This is a genomic window from Aeromonas sp. 62-46 (genome assembly GCF_001898585.1).
Classification (GTDB): Bacteria; Pseudomonadota; Gammaproteobacteria; order Enterobacterales; family Aeromonadaceae; genus Aeromonas; species Aeromonas caviae.
Genome location: NZ_MKUI01000006.1, coordinates 79,459 through 99,107 on the forward strand (window position 1 = coordinate 79,459; position 19,649 = coordinate 99,107).

Consider the following 19,649-nt stretch of genomic DNA (forward strand, 5'->3'; position numbering starts at 1 on the left):
CAATGCATCGTATCAACAGATGGATTCGGCGGCAAAATGGTGCTGCCAGAAGGGCGAACCGAGGCATCGGGAGGCAAGAAGGGGGGCCGGGGGCGAGATGCCGCCCATTGCCAGCAACGAAACGGGAGCCCTGGGGCTCCCGTTGTTGTAGGCGGCAGGTCGCGCCCTGCTGACGTCATGCTTCCCCTCAGGGGGTGGCATGGCGGGCGAGATCCGCCAGCAGGCCGTCCACCAGTTTGAGGCGCATGGCCCTGTCCTGGGTCGGCACCTGGAAGCGCAGCCGGGTCGGTCCGTCCATCTTGTAGATGCGCGGCTGCTCCGAGAGCAGCTTGACCAGATAGGCCGGGTTGACGCGGGTTTCCTGGGTAAAGTCCAGATAGCCGCCGCGCTCGCTCATCTCCACCCGGCGAATGCCCAGCGCCGTGGCGCGCTGGCGGAAGGCGGCCAGCTCCATCAGCGTCTTGGTCGGCTCCGGCAAGAGGCCGAAGCGATCGATGAGCTCCACTTTGAGTTCGCGCAGCTCCTGCTCGTCGGCGGCACTGGCGATGCGCTTGTACATGGAGAGCCGCATGTTGACGTCCGGGATGTAGTCGTCCGGGAGCAAGGCGGGCAGACGCAGCTCCACCTCGGTGTGCTGGCTCATGAGCTGCTCCAGCGACGGCTCCTTGCCATGTTTGAGCGCTTCCACCGCCTGCTCCAGCATCTCCATGTAGAGGGTGAAGCCCACCGATTCGATCTGGCCGCTCTGATCGTCGCCGAGCAGCTCGCCCGCGCCGCGGATCTCCAGGTCGTGGGTGGCGAGCGCAAAGCCGGCACCGAGATCTTCGAGGGACGCGATGGCCTCCAGCCGCTTGGCCGCATCCTTGGTCATCAGCTTGGGATGGGGGGTGAGCAGGTAGGCATAGGCCTGGTGGTGGGAGCGCCCGACCCGGCCCCGCAGCTGGTGCAGCTGGGCGAGACCAAGGTGATCCGCCCGGTCCATGATGATGGTGTTGGCGCTCGGCACGTCGATGCCGGTCTCGATGATGGTGGTGCACACCAGCAGGTTGAAGCGCTGGTGGTAGAAGTCCGACATCACCCGCTCGAGCTCCCGCTCGCGCATCTGGCCGTGGGCGATGCCGATACGCGCCTCCGGCACCAGCTCGGCAAGATCGGCGGCGCACTTCTCGATGCTCTCCACGTCGTTGTGCAGGTAGTAGACCTGGCCGCCACGCTTCAGCTCCCGCAACACCGCCTCGCGCACCACCGCAGGTTCGTGCTGGCGCACGAAGGTCTTGATGGCGAGCCGCTTGGCGGGCGGGGTGGCGATGATGGAGAGATCCCGCATGCCGGACATCGCCATGTTGAGGGTGCGGGGAATGGGGGTCGCGGTGAGGGTGAGGATATCCACGTCGGCGCGCAGCGCCTTGATCTTCTCCTTCTGGCGCACCCCGAAGCGATGCTCCTCGTCGACGATGAGCAGGCCCAGATCCTTGAAGGTGAGCTCGGCGCCGAGCAGCTTGTGGGTGCCGATGATGATGTCCACCTTGCCCTCGGCCATCTCCTTCATCACCGCGCTCTGCTCCTTGGCGGAGCGGAAGCGGCTCAGCACCTCCACCCGCACCGGCCAGTTGGCGAAGCGGTCGCGGAAGTTGTCGTAGTGCTGCTGGGCGAGCAGGGTGGTGGGCACCAGCACGGCCACCTGCTTGCCACCGTGCACGGCCACAAAGGCCGCCCGCATCGCCACTTCGGTCTTGCCAAAGCCCACATCGCCGCACACCAGGCGGTCCATGCTCTTGGCCTGGCACATGTCGCCGAGCACCGCATTGATGGCATTGAGCTGATCCTCGGTCTCCTCGAACGGGAAGCTCGCGGCAAACTGGCGGTAGGCCTCCCGGTCGTGTTTGAAGGCAAAGCCGTGACGGGCTGCCCGCATGGCATAGACATCCAGCAGCTCGGCCGCCACGTCCCGCACCTTTTCCGCCGCCTTGCGCCGCGCCTTGACCCAGGCCTCGCCGCCGAGCTTGTGGCTGGGCGGGTTGTCGGAGCCGGTGTAGCGGCTGATCAGGTGCAAACTGGTGACCGGCACGAACAGCTTGTCGCCGCCGGCGTATTCCAGGGTCAGAAACTCGGTGGGCAGGCCGCCTGCGTCTATGGTCTCGAGCCCCAGATAGCGACCGACCCCGTGATCCAGGTGCACCACCGGCTGGCCCTGGGTCAGCTCGCCCAGGTTGCGGATCACCGCATCCGAGCTTAAGTTCTTGCTCTTGTCCCGCTGGCGCTTGCTGCGGATCTTGCCGCCCAGCAGTTCGGCCTCGGTGATGAGGGCAAGGGGCGTCTGGCCGGGCTCTTGCAGCAGGAAGCCCCGCTCCAGGGGACAGACCAGCAGCCCGTGGCGCGCATCGCTCGAGAGGAAGGCGTCGAGGGAGGCAAACTCCCGGGGTTGCAGGTTGATCCGTGCGAGCAGATCCCCGAGCCCCTCGCGCCGCCCCTCGGACTCCACCGCAAACAGGGTGCGCCCGGCAAAGCCTTGCAGGAAGCCGTCAATGGCCAGCAGGGGCTGCTCCTTGCTGTGGTCGAGCTGCAGATCCGGCAGGGGGGCGAGGGGCAGATCGTGCTGACCCGCTCCGCCGTCAACGGTCGCCTCCTGCAGGCGCACGGCGCCATAGTCCCCGAGGGCGGCGAAGAGCTGCTCCACCGGCAGATAGATCTGCTGGGGCGGCAGCAGGGGACGGGTGTTGTCCCAGCGTCTGTCTTCATAGCGCTGGCCGATGTCGTTCCAGAAACGCTGGGCCGCGGGGTAGATCTCCCCCACGGTGAGCAGCAGGGTGTTTTCGGGCAGGTAGTCAAACAGGCTGGCGGTCTGGTTGAAGAAGAGCGGCAGGTAGTATTCGATGCCGGCGGGCCAGCGCCCCTTGCTCACCTCCTGATAGACGGAGCCCTCGGCCCGGGAGATCTCGAACTGTTCGCGATACTGGCCACGAAACAGCTCGATGGCCCCCTCGTCGGTGGGAAATTCCCGGGCGGGCAGGAGGCTCACCGACTTCACCGGCTCGCTGGAGCGCTGGGTCTCGGGGTCGAACGGGCGGATGGAGTCCACCTCGTCGTCGAAAAAATCAATGCGATAGGGGCGGCTGCTCCCCATGGGGAAGAGATCCAGCAGGGAGCCGCGGGCGGCGAATTCGCCATGCTCAAGCACCTGTTCCACCGCCACGTAGCCCGCCTGCGCCAGACGCCCGCGCAGCTGCTGCAGGTTGAGGCGCTGGCCGCTTGTGACCATCAGGCTGTATTTGTCGAGATAAGCCTGGGGCGCCGTGCGCAGCATCAGGGTGGAGATGGGCACGATGAGCACGCCGTGGCGCATCTGCGGCAACTGGTAGAGGGTCTCGAGGCGCTGGGAGATGATGTCCTGGTGGGGAGAGAAGCTGTCGTAGGGCAGGGTCTCCCAGTCCGGGAACAGCAGCACCGGGCAATCCTGATCCGCCAGCAGGAACCCCAGTTCCTGTTCAAGGCGCAAGGCGCTCGGGGTATCGGCGGTGACCAGCAGGACGGGTCTTCGGGCTTCCCGGGTGAGGCGGGCGGCAACCAGAGCCAGGCTGCTGCCGACCAGCTGGCCGAACGTTGTCTTCTGGCCCGCTTTGGCGGGCAAGGCGGGGAGGGTCATTGGCATCATCGGAGTCTTTTACTGTTGGCGTTCTTTTGACATGGACCTGGGTTAGCGCTGACGTTCCTGGGCACGCAGCTTGAGCTGTTTCGACTGCACATGCAGGCTGGCGCGCACCAGCAGCTCCCGGTCATCCTCGCGGATGCGCACGTAGTCGAGCACCACGTGGGTGCCATGCTCTCCGGCGTCCCGCTGCACGACCTCGCCGTAGCAGTAGACGGCGGAGGCCTCTTCCCGCAGGAAGATCTTGAGTCGCACGATCTGGTGCAGGGCGGGGGCCTCCCCGTGCCCCTGGTGGGGGTGCAGGTAGGTGAGCTGCCCGGCGCCAAAGCGCAGGGTGTGGAAGCGGTGCTCGGGGTGATCCTGGGCCGCCAGCACATAGCCCATGATCATGTCGATCTTGCGGGACTGCTGATTGATGATCTCCACCAGATCGTGCATGGACTCGTTCTGGCTGCGCAGCAACCGGCTGCTCACCAGATCGATGGAGGTGATGGCGGAGGCGATGCGAAACGGCTCGGGCAACTCGGCCTCCAGGGCCTCCAGCGTCGGCAGACGAAAGTCGGCCGGCATGGGGATCACATTGACCGGCGTGGCATGGGTGACGCTGAAGAACTGTTCCTGCATGGAGGCTATCCCTTGTTGTCATAGACGGTTTCCCTTTATTATCCGGTATCTTATTTCGTTGGCAACGTAGATATCCTTGAAGACCGGACTTTTTCAGCCACTGTCGCTGGCCATCGGCCTGCGTTATGCAGGCTCGCGACGCAGTAACCGCTTCGTCTCCTTTATCTCCCTGTTCTCCACCTTTGGCATCGCCATCGGGGTCGCCGCCCTGATGGTGGTGATCTCGGTGATGAACGGGTTCGAAGGCCAGCTCAAGGGGCGCATCCTCGGGGTGATCCCCCATGTGGTGGTGACCAATCAGGCCGGACGCATCGAGGCCGAGCCCGAAGGTCTGCCCGACCTGGCCCGCTTGCCCCACGTGGTGGCCACGGCCCCCATGCTCGACAGCGAAGGCATGCTGCAAAGCCCGGGCCAGCTCACCGGCGTGAGCGTGCAGGGGATCGATCCCGCCCGCTGGCCCAAGAATGACATCCTGCACGCCCAGATGCTGGGAGGGCGCCTTGACAGCCTGCAGGCCGGTGAATACCACATCGTGCTGGGGCAGGGGGTGGCCAGCCGCCTCAAGGTCTCTATCGGCGACCAGGTGCGTCTCATCCTGACCGAAGGTACCCGCTTTACCCCCTTTGGCCGGGTGCCGGCCCAGCGTCTTTTCACCGTCTCCGGCATCTTCGGGGTCGGCGCCGACGTGGACAGCCAGGTGGCCCTGATTGCCCTCGGGGATGCCCAGCGCATGCTGCGCCTGCCCGCAGACAAGGTGGGTGGCATCCGCCTCTGGCTGGACGATCCCTTCGCCGCCGACGAGGTGGTGAAGACCGCGTTGCCGGACGGGCTGGAGTGGCAGGACTGGCGCCGCGAGCGCGGCGAGCTGTTCCAGGCGGTGGCCATGGAAAAACGGATGATGGGGCTGATGCTGGTGCTGATCATCGCGGTCGCCACCTTCAACATCCTCTCCGCCCTGGTGATGGTGGTCACCGACAAGGAAGGGGAGGTGGCCATCCTGCGTACCATGGGCATGAGCGAATCCGGCATCGTCAAGATCTTCATGGTGCTGGGGGCGTCGAGCGGCGTCATCGGCGCCCTGTTCGGGGGGCTGGCGGGGCTGGCGCTCTGCTTCGGCCTCAATCCTCTGCTGAACGCCCTTGGGCTCAACCTCTATATGGCGGCGGGGGGCAGCGGTCTGCCGGTCATCGTCGAGCCGGCCCAGGTCATGACCATTTTGCTGGGTGCCGTGCTGCTGAGTTTCAGTGCCACCCTTTACCCGGCCTCCCGCGCGGCCCGGGTCAAACCGGCGGAGGCGCTGCGTTATGAATAATTCATCTTCTGTTGTTACTGGTGCAAGTGGAGCCCCCGTTATGAATCAATCCGTCTCCTGCGAGCCGCTGCTGCGCTGCCAGGCCCTCAATCATGTCTACAAAGAGGGCAATCTGGAGACCCAGGTACTCAAGGGGATCGAGCTGGACGTCGCCCCCGGGGAGATGCTGGCGGTGGTGGGGAGCTCGGGCTCCGGCAAGACCACCCTGCTGCACCTGATGGGGGCGCTGGACAACCCTTCCAGCGGCGCCGTGCTGTTCAAGGGGCAGGACATCCATGGCTGGGACAGCCGCACCCAGGCGAGGTTTCGCAACCAGGAGCTGGGCTTCGTTTACCAGTTCCACCACCTGCTCTCGGAATTCAGCGCGCTGGAAAATGCGGCCATGCCGCTGCTGATCGCCGGTGAGTCGGTGGCCAGCGCCACCGAGAAGGCGAGCAAGATGTTGGGGCGGGTGGGGCTCTCCCACCGTCTCAACCACAGACCGTCCGAGCTCTCCGGTGGCGAGCGCCAGCGGGTGGCCATCGCCCGAGCCCTGGTCAACGAACCCAGCCTGGTGCTGGCGGACGAGCCCACCGGTAACCTGGATCATGCCAGCGCCACCGCCGTCTATGAGCTCTTGTGCGAGCTCAATCGCGAGCTTGGCACCGCGTTCGTGGTGGTGACCCATGACTTGAGCCTGGCCGCCAAGCTCCACCGCCGGGTCACCCTGGTGAGCGGCATCATGGCGGAGGTCGCCTGATGTTCAAGCCGCTGCCCCTGTTCCTGGGCCTGCGTTACAGTCGCTCCCGCCGCCGCAACGGCTTCATCGCCTTCATTTCGGCCTCCTCCCTCATCGGCATCGCCCTCGGGGTGATGGCCCTCATTCTTGGCCTCTCCGCCATGAACGGGTTCGAGCGGGAGCTCAAGAACCGGGTGCTCTCCGTGGTCCCCCACGGCGAACTCATCGGCATGGAAGCGCCGCTGCCTGACTGGCCGAGGCTCAGGGACTACCTGCTGGCCCAGCCCGGGGTGGAGGCGGCTGCGCCCGTCATTCGCCTGGACGGCCTGTTGGAGCACGGCTCCGCCCTCAAGGGGGTCCAGCTGCGTGCGGTGCTGCCGGAGCTGGAAGCCAATCTCTCCGATGCGGGCAACTTCATGACGGGTCGGGGCCTTCGCGAGCTGCAGGCGGGTGAACACGGAGTCATCCTCGGCAAGATCATCGCCGACAAGCTGGGGGTCAAGACAGGGGACACCGTCACCCTGCTGCTGCCCCAGGCGGGTGATGTCGCCGGCATCAAGAACCCGAAACGGGAGGCGCTCACCGTGGTAGGGCTGCTCGAGATCGGTGGCCAGCTCGACGGCCTGCTCGGCTTCATGCACCTGGCGGACGCCCAGGCCATCACAGGCATGGGCAGCGCGGTGGAGGGGTTCAGCCTCAAGGTGAGCGACGTGCTCAAGGCCCAGTCCATCACGGTGGCGGCGGCCCAGAAATTCCCGCACTACGTCTATATCAGCAGCTGGATGAGCCGTCAGGGTTATCTCTATCAGGACATCCAGATGGTGCGCACCGTGATGTACGTGGTGATGCTGATGGTGGTGGCGGTGGCCTGCTTCAACATCGTCTCCACTCTGGTGATGGCGGTGAACGAGAAGCGCAGCGAGATCGCCATCTTGAAGACCATGGGGGCGAGCCCGGGCCAGATCCGGCTCACCTTCGTCATCCAGGGGATGGTGAACGGGGTGGCGGGAGCCTTGCTAGGCGCCCTGCTGGGCGGCCTGCTCTCCAGCAAGCTGACCCAGATCCTGAGCGCCATCGAAGGGGTGATCGGGCACCGTTTCCTCAATCCGGACATCTACTTCATCGACTTCCTGCCGACCGAGCTGCACATGCAGGACTTGCTCATCGTGACCGGCGCCGCCATCCTGATGAGCCTGGTGGCGACCCTCTATCCCGCCTGGCGGGCGAGCGGCCTGGTGCCGTCCCGGGAACTGGGGCATTGATGCCCATGGATGTGATAAAGGGCCCTGCGGGGCCCTTTTTATTGTCACTCTTTTGTGGGGAAACCCCCGAAGTGGCGGTTATCGGGGCAATACGCAGGAGGAGATGATGCCTGGTGCCGTGTTGATGGCATCAATGGGCATTCAACTCATCGAGAGGCAGTGAAAAACTCCCCACGAAGACATCGATGAAGTAGCGCATGGCGGGGGTCATCCTGGCGTCCAGCATCTGCTCGAGGCGCTTTCGCGCGGGCTCGAACTCCCGGTTGCCGACGCTCAGCTCCTCCAGACACTTGGTGTAGGCGCAGAGGGTGTCTGCATCCTTCACCAGGCTGGTGAGGGCCTCGTCCTGGGCGCCGGAGTCGAGCAGGGGGCGAAAGTCCTCGACCAGCTCAGGCGGCAACATCCCCAGCAGGCGCTGCTCGGCGGCAAGCTCAATCTTCTTGTATTCGCGGGCGATTTCGGGATTGAAGTACTTGACCGGTGTGGGCAGATCCCCGGTCAGTACCTCGCTGCTGTCGTGGTAGAGGGCCATGACGGCGGCCCGGTCTGCATCCACCTGAGCGCCGAACAGGCGATTGCTGATAAGGCCGAGGGCGTGGGCCACCATGGCAACCTGCAAGCTGTGCTCGGCGATGTTTTCGGGCTGGATGTTGCGCATCAGGGGCCAGCGGTAGATGAGGCGCATACGGGCGAGGTTGGCAAAAAAATGGCTGGGCAGCATGGAAGACCTCGAATGGGGCAATGAAAAAGGGCAGACCCTAGTCTGCCCTTTTTTCCACCCGCAAGGATAGCCTGAGATGGGCCGTCAGCGGATGTAGCGGCCCGATTCGGCCTCGTGGTTGGTCACTATCATCTGGCCGATGGGGGCCAGGCTGATGAGGGCCAGCTTGAGGTGCTGGATGCCGAACGGGATGCCGACGATGGTGACGAAACAGGCCAGCGCCGAGGCGATGTGGCCGATGGCCAGCCAGACCCCGATGAGCACAAACCAGAGAATGTTGCCAATCACCCCCAGGGCGCCGGTGCCGATGTCGCTCTGGCCCGTCATGCTCTTGCGGCTCACCGCCTGCTTGCCAAACGGGAAGAAGGTGAAGGTGCCGATGACGAAGCAGGCGCGTCCCCAGGGGATCCCGATGAGGGAGACGAAGCAGAGCAGCCCCGCCAGCCACCAGGCCAGCCCCATGAAGACGCCTCCCAGCACGAACCAGAGCAGATTGAACAAGAAGCGGAAAAAGGACATGTGGGTGACTCCAGCAGCACGTGAATTGGCTGTCACCATAGCGAGCCCTGCCGGGGGACGCAATGGCACAGGCGAGAAGGTGGACAATTTGGGTCGCAGCACGCCATTTTTGTGCCCGATTGGCGGCGGATGGCGATCAAAATGGCCCGTTCGCCGTGAAAAAGAGTGAGCCAGTGCAAATTATTGCGGATGGAACGCTTGAACTCGGTGCAAGGCTTCCCCATATAGGAGAAAGTCTTGCGCAAATTGTGCTGTCTGTGCCCCGGATGGGGGATGTGCGGCTCGACGCGACCACTGCACGCCGCTATAATGTCGCGTCATATTTTCTCATCACAAAGACAGTCGTTGTCTTTATAAACAGGAAGACTCCGGGCTTGCCCGGGGGCAATAAAGGGTCAGCACGCAGTGCTGAGTTGAACGAGGTAAAAGAATGCAAGTTTCTGTAGAGACAACCCAGGGTCTGGAACGCCGTCTTACCATCACTGTACCGGCCGCTACCGTTGACGCCGCCGTGCGCAAAGAATTGAATGGCCTGGCCAAAACTCGTCGCATCGACGGTTTCCGTCCTGGCAAGGCTCCGGTTGCCATCATCAAGAAGATGTTCGGTGCCATGGCTCACGCCCGCGTTGCCGATGAAATGATGCAGAACAACTTCATCAAGGCCATCATCGAGAACAAACTGAGCCCGGCTGGCGCCCCGACCATGGATCCGAAAGAGATCAAAGAAGGTCAGGATTTCGAATTCACCGCCACTTTCGAAGTGTATCCGGAGTTCGAAGTTGCCGGTCTGGAGACCATCAAGGTCGAGAAGCCGGTTGCAACCGTTAAGGACAGCGACCTGGAAAACATGATCGACACCCTGCGCAAGCAGCACGCCACCTGGACTGAAGCCGCTGTGGCTGCCGCCAACGGCATGCGTGTGACCATGGACTTCGTCGGTTCCATCGACGGTGAAGAGTTCGACGGTGGCAAGGCTGAAGGCTTCACCCTGGAACTGGGCGCTGGCCGCATGATCCCGGGCTTCGAAGACGCCATCCTGGGCAAGAAAGCGGGCGACGAGTTCACCATCGAGGTCACTTTCCCGGCTGACTACCACGCCGAAGCCCTGAAGGGCAAGGCTGCCAAGTTTGCCTCCAAGCTGCACAAGGTTGAAGAGCAGGTGTTGCCCGAGCTGACCGAAGAGTTCGTCAAGCGTTTCGGCATCGAGAGCGGCAGCGTTGAAGAGCTGAAGGCAGAAGTGCGCAAGAACATGGAGCGCGAACTGGCCCAGGCCCTGAAAAACAGCGTGAAAGAGCAGGTACTGAACGGACTGGTTGAAGCCAACCAGATCGATCTGCCGAAGGCTGCCGTTGCCCAGGAAATCGACACCCTGCGTCAGCAGGCTCTGCAGCGCTTCGGTGGCTTCCAGGGCGGCAACGCCCCCGAGCTGCCGGCCGAGCTGTTCCAGGCCCAGGCCGAGCGCCGTGTCCGCGTTGGTCTGCTGCTGGGTGACGTTATCCGCACCAACGAGATCAAGGCTGACGACGCCCGTGTGACCAGCATCATCGAGTCCATGGCCACTGCCTACGAAGATCCGAAAGAAGTGATCGAGTACTATCAGCAGAACGAGCAGATGCTGAACGGCGTGCGCAACCTGGCCATTGAAGATCAAGCCATCGATCTGATCCTGTCCAAGGCGCAAGTCACCGAGAAAGAAGTTGCCTTCGACGAAGTGATCAACAAGTCCGGTGCCGCTGCCTAAGAACATTTGACTTAAGGTCAAAACTGTTAAGTATAATGGCTCGTGTGATCTCCACTCGGGCCATTTTATTTTAGGGACAATGCCTTATGTACAAGAACTATAACGATGTGACTGAATCCCCACGCAATGCGCTCATCCCGATGGTGGTAGAGCAAACCGCGAAAGGGGAGCGTTCCTACGACATCTATTCCCGTCTGCTGAAAGAGCGGGTGATCTTCCTGACCGGTCAGGTCGAGGATCACATGGCGAACCTGGTGGTGGCCCAACTGCTGTTCCTGGAGTCCGAGAACCCGGATCAGGACATCAGCATCTACATCAATTCGCCGGGTGGCGCCGTCACTGCGGGTATGTCCATCTATGACACCATGCAGTTCATCAAGCCGGACGTGAGCACCGTCTGCATGGGGCAGGCCTGCTCCATGGGGGCCTTCCTGCTGGCCGGTGGCGCCAAGGGCAAGCGTTTCTGCCTGCCCAATGCCCGAGTGATGATCCACCAGCCGCTGGGCGGCTTCCAGGGGCAGGCTTCTGACATCCAGATCCATGCCCAGGAGATCCTGAAAATCAAGAATACCCTGAACGATCGTCTGGCGTTCCATACCGGTCAGGACATGGCCACTATCGAGCGCGACACCGACCGTGACAACTTCATGTCCGCCGGGCAGGCCGTTGCCTATGGTCTGGTTGACGGCATCCTGAGCCAGCGCGGCTGAGCAGGGTACCCCGTCCTGTTGTAAACTCAACAGGACGATCCATCCTCTATTGATAAAACGAGGTCGCTGAATGACAGAGAAACGCAAGGGTGAGGGCGACAAGCTGCTGTATTGCTCTTTCTGCGGCAAAAGCCAGCATGAAGTGCGCAAGCTGATCGCTGGCCCTTCCGTCTACGTATGTGATGAGTGTGTCGAGCTGTGCAACGACATCATCCGCGAAGAGATCCGCGAGATCTCTCCCAAGCGCGATGGTAGCGAGCTGCCGACCCCTCATGAAATCCGCGCCCATCTGGACGACTACGTGATCGGTCAGGAGTACGCCAAGAAGGTGCTGGCAGTGGCTGTCTACAACCACTACAAGCGTCTTCGCAGCGGCAGCGAGTCCGGTGGCGTGGAGCTGGGCAAATCCAACATCCTGCTGATTGGCCCCACCGGCAGCGGCAAGACTCTGCTGGCCGAGACCCTGGCTCGTCTGCTGGATGTGCCCTTCACCATGGCCGATGCCACCACCCTGACCGAAGCCGGTTACGTGGGCGAGGACGTGGAGAACATCATCCAGAAGTTGCTGCAAAAGTGCGACTACGACGTGGAGAAGGCCCAGCGTGGTATCGTCTACATCGACGAGATCGACAAGATCTCCCGCAAGTCGGACAACCCCTCCATCACCCGCGACGTCTCCGGGGAAGGGGTGCAGCAGGCCCTGCTGAAACTGATCGAAGGCACCATCGCCTCCGTGCCCCCCCAGGGCGGTCGCAAGCACCCGCAGCAGGAGTTTTTGCAGGTCGACACCTCCAAGATCCTTTTCATCTGTGGTGGTGCCTTCGCGGGGCTGGACAAGGTGATCGAGCAGCGTTCCGTCAAGGGCACCGGCATCGGTTTTGGCGCCGAGGTGAAATCCAAGAATGCCAAGGCAACCCTGAGCGAGAACTTTGCCAAGGTGGAGCCGGAAGATCTGATCAAATACGGTCTCATCCCCGAGTTCATCGGCCGTCTGCCGGTGGTCGCGACCCTGACCGAGCTTGACGAGGCTGCCCTCATCCAGATCCTGAAAGAGCCGAAAAACGCGTTGACCAAGCAGTATGCCGCGCTGTTCGCCCTGGAAGAGGTGGAGCTGGAGTTTCGTGACGACGCGCTCAATGCCATTGCCCGCAAGGCCATGGAGCGCAAAACCGGTGCCCGGGGTCTGCGTTCCATTGTCGAGGCCGTGCTGCTCGACACCATGTATGACCTGCCCTCCCTGAAAGGGGTCAGCAAGGTGGTGATCGACGAGACAGTGATCAAGGGAGACTCCGCGCCTCTGATGATCTACGACAATCCCGAGACTCAGGCCGCAGCCTCAGAGTAACTGTCTGATTTTTAATCACATAAAGGGGCTTTTTGCCCCTTTCATGCTTTTTACGGCCAAGGCGATTGAATCTCATCTTTGCGCCCCCATATACTCAGCCAAGCCTTTGCCAACGGTATAACAAGCCGAGAGGACATATATGAACCTAGAGCGTTCAGAACGCATCGAGATTCCCGTCCTGCCTCTTCGTGACGTGGTGGTCTATCCCCACATGGTCATTCCACTCTTTGTGGGGCGGGAAAAATCCATTCGCTGTCTGGAAGCGGCCATGGAGCAGGACAAGAAAGTCCTGCTGGTGGCCCAGAAGGATGCGTCGACTGACGAACCGACGGTGGAGGAAATTTTCTCCGTCGGGACAGTGGCCAATATTCTGCAGATGCTCAAGCTGCCGGACGGCACCGTCAAGGTGCTGGTGGAGGGGGGCCAGCGTGCCCGCCTTGAGCGGATGATCGACGATCGCGACTTCTTTGTCGGGGAGGCCCAGTACATCGCGTCCGCCCCCATCGAGGAGAAGGATCAGGACGTGCTGGTGCGCTCTGCCATCGGCCAGTTCGAAGGTTACATCAAGCTCAACAAGAAGATCCCGCCCGAGGTACTCACCTCGATTTCGGCGATCGACGATGCGGCGCGCCTGGCCGATACCATGGCTGCCCACATGCCGCTCAAGCTCGAAGACAAGCAGAAGGTGCTGGAAATCGCCTCCGTGTCCGAGCGCATCGAGTTTCTGATGGCCATGATGGAGTCGGAGATCGACCTGTTGCAGGTCGAGAAGCGCATCCGCTCCCGGGTCAAGAAGCAGATGGAGAAGAGCCAGCGGGAGTATTACCTCAACGAGCAGATGAAGGCCATCCAGAAAGAGCTGGGTGAGCTGGAAGACAGCCCGGATGAATTCGAAGCCCTCAATCGCAAGATTGAAGAGGCCGGGATGCCGGAGGATGCCCGCGAGAAGGCCCAGGCCGAGCTCGCCAAGCTCAAGATGATGTCTCCCATGTCGGCGGAAGCCACCGTGGTGCGCAGCTATGTGGACTGGATGGTGCAGGTGCCCTGGAAGGCCCGCTCCAAGGTCAAGAAAGACCTGGGCAAGGCCCAGGAGGTGCTGGATGCGGATCACTATGGCCTGGACAAGGTCAAGGATCGCATCCTCGAATACCTGGCGGTGCAGGCGCGGGTGAACAAGCTCAAGGGCCCCATCCTCTGCCTGGTCGGGCCTCCCGGGGTGGGCAAGACCTCCCTGGGCCAGTCGATCGCCAAGGCCACCGGCCGCAAGTATGTGCGCATGGCCCTGGGTGGGGTGCGTGACGAGGCGGAGATCCGTGGTCACCGTCGTACCTACATCGGCTCCATGCCCGGCAAGCTCATCCAGAAGATGGCGAAAGTCGGCGTGAAGAACCCGCTGTTCCTGCTCGACGAAATCGACAAGATGAGCTCGGACATGCGTGGCGATCCCGCTTCCGCCCTGCTGGAGGTGCTGGATCCCGAGCAGAACAGCAGCTTCAACGATCACTATCTGGAAGTGGATTATGACCTGTCGGACGTGATGTTCGTGGCCACCTCCAACTCCATGAACATACCGGGTCCGCTGCTGGACCGGATGGAAGTGATCCGTCTGTCCGGTTACACCGAGGACGAGAAGCTCAACATTGCCAAGCAGCACCTGGTGGCCAAGCAGATCCAGCGCAACGGCCTGAAGCCTTCCGAGATCACCATCGAGGATTCGGCGTTGATCGGGGTGATTCGCTACTACACCCGCGAGGCGGGTGTACGCAGCCTGGAGCGTGAAATCTCCAAAATCTGTCGCAAGGCAGTCAAACGCATCCTGCTGGACAAGAGCATCAAGCATGTTCAGATCAACCAGGAGAACCTCAAGGAGTTCCTGGGGGTACAGCGCTTTGACTATGGCAAGGCCACCGACCAGAACCAGATTGGTCAGGTGTGCGGGCTGGCGTGGACCGAAGTGGGGGGCGATCTGCTCACCATCGAGACCACCAACATGCCGGGCAAGGGCAAGCTCACTTACACCGGTTCCCTCGGTGACGTGATGCAGGAGTCCATCCAGGCGGCCATGACGGTGGTTCGGGCCCGTGCCGAGAAGCTGCGTATCAACGGCGACTTCTACGAGAAGCGCGACATCCACGTGCACGTGCCGGAAGGGGCGACCCCGAAAGACGGCCCGAGCGCCGGTATCGCCATGTGTACCGCCCTGGTTTCCAGCCTCACCGGCAACCCGGTGCGTGCCGACGTGGCCATGACGGGTGAAATCACCCTGCGTGGCGAGGTGCTGCCCATCGGTGGTCTCAAGGAGAAACTGCTGGCGGCCCACCGTGGTGGCATCAAGCGTGTGCTGATCCCGAAAGAGAACGAACGTGACCTCGAGGAGATCCCGGCCAACGTCAAACAAGATCTTGAAATCTATCCGGTTCGCTGGATTGATGAGGTGCTTGCACTGGCGTTGCAGGACAATCCGCAAGGTTTCGAACGCGTTTCTGTCGTGTAAATGTTGATGCGCCGCAAATTTGGCGCATTCGGGGGGTGGTTAAGGCTTGCATGCACCGGACAACGGAAGTAGCCTTGACCACCGATCGGGTACTCATGATGAGTCGCAATGCGTGATGTGGCGCGGGTTTGCGCCAGATTGTCACTTGCAACTGATCAGGAGGCTTGTTATAAAACCTCCACTTGTTGTGGCCAGGGAAATCAGCGCCGCAGCGATGTTCGATAAAAGGGGAATATAAGAGTGAATAAATCTCAACTGATTGACAAGATTGCAGACGGTGCTGATATCTCCAAAGCTGCCGCTGGCCGTGCGCTGGATGCCTTCATCGATGCCGTGGGCGAAGCCCTGAAAGAGGGTGACCAGGTTGCTCTGGTTGGTTTCGGTACTTTCGCCGTTCGCGAGCGTGCAGCCCGTTCCGGCCGCAACCCGCAAACTGGTGCGACCATCGAAATCGCTGCCGGTAAAGTTCCTGCCTTCAAAGCCGGCAAGGCCCTGAAAGACGCGGTCAACTAAGCCGGTCGCTGATATCTATCGGCACCGTCCTTGGTCTCTGACCAGACAAGTGAGAGGGCTCTCCCTCATACTGCTTGACCAAGGCGCATCGCAATCGGTGCGCCTTTTCATTATTTACGCCCATCGAGTTCGGGAGCATAAGTACAAACATGATGTTGGATAAACTACGCGAAGGGGCGCAGGGCAAGGTAGCCAAGGTTATCTTGGGCCTGATCATCCTCTCCTTTGCCTTGGCCGGGGTAGGCAGCTACCTCAATGGCCCGGCACGTACCGCCCCCGCCACCGTCAACGGCAATGACATCAGTGCCCCCGCACTGGAGAATGCCTACCGCAATGAGCGGGCCCGTATGGAATCCCAAATGGGTGAGGCCTTCAACCAGCTGGCCGCCAATCCCGATTACATGAAACAGTTCCGCCGTGGCGTGCTGGACCGTCTGATCGATCAGGCGCTGATCGATGACAAGGCCCGCTCCCTGGGTCTGCGCGTCAGCGATGAGCAGATCAAGCAGGCCATCGTCGCCATGCCCGAGTTTGCCGAGAACGGCAAGTTCAGCAATGACCGCTACCTGCAGCTCATTCGCCGTGCCGGCATGACCCCCGAGATGTTCCGCGACTCCCTGCGCCAGGACATGGTGCGCCAGCAATTGATGGGCGCCGTGCTGGGATCGGAGTTCGCCCTCAAGGGTGAAGCAGAGCAACTGGATCGTCTCTACAACCAGACCCGTGACCTGCGCCTGATCCGTCTGGCCGCTTCCGCCTATGTGGACGGGATCGAGGTGAGCGATGCCGAGGTGGAGCAGTTCTACAAGGCCAACAGCGCTCGCTTCATGAACGACGAGACGGTCAAGGTCGACTATCTGCTGCTCGATGCCGCGAACCTTGGCAAGAACATCAAGGTCACCGAGCAGGATGCCCAGGATTACTACGACCAGCATCAGGATCTGTTCCAGCGTCCCGAGCGCCGTCAGGTGGCGCACATCCTGATCCCGTTTGGCAAGGATGAAAAGGCCGCCGAGCAGAAAGCCGAGGCCGTGCTGGCCAAGGCCAAGGCGGGTGACGATTTCGCCGCGCTGGCCAAGGCCGACTCCTCCGATACCTTCTCCGCGAAGAAGGGCGGGGAGCTCGACTGGTTCGAGAAAGGGGTGATGGATCCTGCCTTCGAGAAAGCCGCGTTCGCGCTGGCCAAGGCTGGCGATCTCTCCGCCGTGGTGAAGAGCCCGTTCGGCTTCCACATCATCAAGCTGCTGGCCGTCGAACCGGCCAAGACCAAGCCTTTCGTGGACGTGATGAGCGATACCATCGCCCGTCTGCAGTCTGAGAAGGCCAAGGAGCAGTTCTTCGCCGAGCAGCAGAAGATGGCCGACAGCAGCTTCGAGAACCCGGACTCTCTGGACTTGACCGCCGAAGCCATGGGCCTCCAGGTGCAGTCCACCGGCTATTTCAGCCAGGCCGATGCGCCGGCACCGCTCAATGATCCCAAGGTGCTCTCCGTGGCGTTCTCCGAACAGCTGCGCGATGACAACACCAACTCCGACGTGATCGAGCTGGCCGACGGCAAGGCGCTGGTGCTGCACATCATGGGTCACCAGCCGAAGGCGGCCAAGCCGCTTGCCGAGGTGAAAGAGCAGGTGATCACCGCCATCAAGCACGACAAGGCCAGTGAAGTGGCCCGTGGCAAGGCCCAGGGTCTGCTGGACAAGCTCAAGGCCGGTGAGAACGTTCAGGCCGACCTGACCGCGCTGGGTCTGAAAGTGGATACCCATACCGGCGTATCCCGTTTCGCCCAGGAGATGGACCAGAACCTGGTGACCCAGGCGTTCCGCATGCCCCATCCGACCGATGGCAAGCCGAGCGTCGAGCTGGTGACCGAAGCCAACGGTGATCGTGTGGTGGTGGCGCTGGACAAGGTCAACGTCATCAAGGAGCCGTCCCAGATGGTGAGCCTGCTGCAAGGTCAGCTGGGTCAGGGCAAGGCACAGGCCGACTACAAGTCGCTGATCGACGAGCTGCGCAAGGCGGCCAAGATCGAATACTTCACCGACGTGGAAGCCACTGTCGAGTAAGTCAGCCTCACGGCCCCAAGTGTGAAAACGGCTCCATGATGGAGCCGTTTTTTTGTGCCATTGACAGCCCGGCAGAGCGGGCGGGCGCAGGAGGGAAGGGCCAGGCACGGGCTTGTGCTGCCTATCCTGGCTGGGGATGTGCGGGACAGGTGTATGACAGCGCGCTGTACTCTTGCTCTCCCTATCCCCAATCCTTCTCTTGCTGTGGGGCGTGATCAAGGAGGCATAAAAAAACCGGCGCACGAGGCGCCGGTTCTGATCGCTTTGCTTGAAGGCGGGGGATTACACCACACCCTGGGTGCGCAGGTAATCCTCGTAGGTGCCGCCGAAGTCGCGGATGCCGTCTTCGGTCAGTTCCAGGATGCGGGTCGCCAGGGAGGAGACGAACTCGCGGTCGTGGGAGACGAAGATCAGGGTGCCCTTGTACATCTCCAGCGCCAGGTTCAAGGATTCGATGGATTCCATGTCCAGGTGGTTGGTCGGTTCATCCATGATCAGGATGTTGGGGCGCTGCATCATCAGCTTGCCGAACAGCATGCGACCCTGTTCACCACCGGAGAGCACCTTGACCGGCTTCTTGATGTCGTCCTGGGAGAAGAGCAGACGGCCCAGCACGGAGCGCACCGCCTGCTCGTCTTCGTTCTCCTGCTTCCACTGGGCCATCCAGTCGAACACATTGAGATCGGTGTCGAAGTCTTCGGCGTGATCCTGGGCGTAGTAGCCGATCTGGGCGTTCTCGGACCACTTGATGGTGCCGGTATCCGGTGCCAGGGCACCGACCAGCGTCTTGATCAGGGTGGACTTACCGATCCCGTTGGTACCCAGGATGGCGACCTTCTCGCCCACTTCCAGCATCATGTTGAGCCCCTTGAACAGGGGACCGTCGCCATAACCCTTGGAGACGCCTTCGATCTCCAGGATGTTGCGGTAGAGCTTCTTGTCCTGCTCGAAGCGGATGAAGGGGTTCTGACGGCTGGAGACCTTCACTTCCTCAATCTTGATCTTGTCGATCTGCTTGAGGCGGGAGGTAGCCTGGCTGGACTTGGAGGCGTTGGCGCTGAAGCGGGAGACGAAGGATTGCAGATCGGCGATCTGGGCCTTCTTCTTGGCGTTGTCGGCCAGCAGGCGCTCGCGGGCCTGGGTGGCAGCCAGCATGTACTCGTCGTAGTTGCCCGGGTAGACCCGCAGCTCGCCGTAGTCCAGATCCGCCATGTGGGTGCAGACGGAGTTCAGGAAGTGACGGTCGTGAGAGATGATGATCATGGTGCTTTCACGATCGTTGAGCACCTGCTCCAGCCAGCGAATGGTGTTGATGTCCAGGTTGTTGGTCGGCTCGTCCAGCAACAGGATGTCGGGGTTGGAGAAGAGCGCCTGCGCCAGCAGTACCCGCAGTTTCCAGCCCGGGGCCACTTCGCTCATCGGGCCGTTGTGCTGCTCGATGGGAATACCGGCACCCAGCAGCAGCTCGCCTGCGCGGGATTCGGCGGTATAGCCATCATATTCGGCGACCAGGCCTTCCAGCTCGGCGGCCTTCATGTAGTCGTCGTCGGTGGCTTCCAGGTTGGCGTAGATGGCATCGCGTTCGGCGATGGCGGCCCACAGCTCGGTGTGGCCCATCATGACCACGTCCAGTACGCGCATCTCTTCGTAGGCGAACTGATCCTGGCGCAGCTTACCGATGCGCTCGTTGACATCCAGGCTCACATTGCCGCCGGTGGGTTCGAGATCGCCGCCGAGGATCTTCATGAAGGTGGACTTGCCACAGCCGTTGGCACCGATGAGGCCGTAGCGGTTGCCGCCGCCAAACTTGACGCTGATGTTCTCAAACAGCGGCTTGGCGCCGAACTGCATGGTGATGTTGTTGCTTGAAAGCACTGGAATGTCCCGGTTGGTCTGTCAAATGGCGCGCATTATGGCACAGATCCCCCGAAAGTTTTAGCAGGAACTGTGATCTGGCCCTATTGCAGGGGGGAAGGTTTCA

General features: G+C 61.8%; 14 protein-coding genes. 9 read left to right on the forward strand and 5 right to left on the reverse strand.

What is annotated here, in order from left to right:
* Nucleotides 1-187 precede the first annotated feature (187 nt).
* Complete coding sequence (mfd, locus tag BGO64_RS03080; protein ID WP_286700137.1) at nt 188-3,652, reverse strand: transcription-repair coupling factor; 3,465 nt, start codon at nt 3,650-3,652, stop codon at nt 188-190.
* Between the two features lie 42 nt (nt 3,653-3,694).
* On the reverse strand, nt 3,695-4,270 hold the full coding sequence (locus BGO64_RS03085; protein WP_042863798.1) for a PilZ domain-containing protein: 576 nt from the start codon (nt 4,268-4,270) through the stop codon (nt 3,695-3,697).
* A 76-nt stretch (nt 4,271-4,346) separates the two neighbouring features.
* Here BGO64_RS03085 and BGO64_RS03090 point away from each other — a divergent pair, with 76 nt between their 5' ends.
* The 3 genes from BGO64_RS03090 to lolE are packed head-to-tail and all read left to right on the forward strand — an operon-like array spanning nt 4,347 to nt 7,562.
* Nucleotides 4,347-5,582, forward strand: coding sequence for a lipoprotein-releasing ABC transporter permease subunit (locus BGO64_RS03090; protein WP_124244105.1), 1,236 nt, complete (start codon nt 4,347-4,349; stop codon nt 5,580-5,582).
* 40 nt (nt 5,583-5,622) lie between these two features.
* Nucleotides 5,623-6,321: a lipoprotein-releasing ABC transporter ATP-binding protein LolD gene (gene lolD / locus BGO64_RS03095; protein ID WP_010674567.1), complete on the forward strand. Its 699-nt coding sequence runs from the start codon at nt 5,623-5,625 to the stop codon at nt 6,319-6,321.
* Entirely contained in the window at nt 6,321-7,562 is a 1,242-nt protein-coding gene (lolE, locus tag BGO64_RS03100; protein ID WP_286700138.1) for a lipoprotein-releasing ABC transporter permease subunit LolE, read from the forward strand. Before lolD ends, lolE begins: the two co-directional genes overlap by 1 nt.
* 130 nt (nt 7,563-7,692) lie before the next feature.
* Here the strand turns inward: lolE and yfbR are convergent, their stop codons facing one another.
* A complete protein-coding gene (yfbR, locus tag BGO64_RS03105; RefSeq protein WP_202042533.1) occupies nt 7,693-8,283 on the reverse strand; it encodes a 5'-deoxynucleotidase in 591 nt (196 codons plus the stop codon).
* An 84-nt stretch (nt 8,284-8,367) separates the two neighbouring features.
* Nucleotides 8,368-8,802, reverse strand: a complete 435-nt coding sequence (locus BGO64_RS03110; RefSeq protein WP_124244108.1) for a YccF domain-containing protein — start codon at nt 8,800-8,802, stop codon at nt 8,368-8,370.
* Nucleotides 8,803-9,232: 430 nt separating this feature from the next.
* On the opposite strand from BGO64_RS03110, the gene tig reads away from it, so the two are divergent.
* From tig to ppiD, 6 genes are all read left to right on the forward strand, one after another.
* A complete protein-coding gene (gene tig / locus BGO64_RS03115; RefSeq protein ID WP_151028030.1) occupies nt 9,233-10,543 on the forward strand; it encodes a trigger factor in 1,311 nt (436 codons plus the stop codon).
* Between the two features lie 86 nt (nt 10,544-10,629).
* Nucleotides 10,630-11,253: an ATP-dependent Clp endopeptidase proteolytic subunit ClpP gene (clpP, locus tag BGO64_RS03120; protein WP_048207565.1), complete on the forward strand. Its 624-nt coding sequence runs from the start codon at nt 10,630-10,632 to the stop codon at nt 11,251-11,253.
* Nucleotides 11,254-11,323: 70 nt separating this feature from the next.
* A complete protein-coding gene (gene clpX, locus BGO64_RS03125) occupies nt 11,324-12,598 on the forward strand; it encodes an ATP-dependent protease ATP-binding subunit ClpX (RefSeq protein ID WP_010674573.1) in 1,275 nt (424 codons plus the stop codon).
* A gap of 139 nt (nt 12,599-12,737) precedes the next feature.
* Nucleotides 12,738-15,092 (forward strand): endopeptidase La, encoded by a 2,355-nt coding sequence (gene lon, locus BGO64_RS03130; RefSeq protein WP_221436949.1) that lies wholly within the window; start codon nt 12,738-12,740, stop codon nt 15,090-15,092.
* A 240-nt stretch (nt 15,093-15,332) separates the two neighbouring features.
* Entirely contained in the window at nt 15,333-15,605 is a 273-nt protein-coding gene (gene hupB, locus BGO64_RS03135; RefSeq protein ID WP_005315375.1) for a nucleoid-associated protein HU-beta, read from the forward strand.
* Between the two features lie 149 nt (nt 15,606-15,754).
* Nucleotides 15,755-17,668, forward strand: a complete 1,914-nt coding sequence (gene ppiD, locus BGO64_RS03140; protein WP_041215257.1) for a peptidylprolyl isomerase — start codon at nt 15,755-15,757, stop codon at nt 17,666-17,668.
* Between the two features lie 282 nt (nt 17,669-17,950).
* On the opposite strand, the gene BGO64_RS03145 is transcribed toward ppiD, so the two are convergent.
* On the reverse strand, nt 17,951-19,543 hold the full coding sequence (locus BGO64_RS03145; protein WP_010674576.1) for an ABC-F family ATPase: 1,593 nt from the start codon (nt 19,541-19,543) through the stop codon (nt 17,951-17,953).
* Nucleotides 19,544-19,649 lie beyond the last annotated feature (106 nt).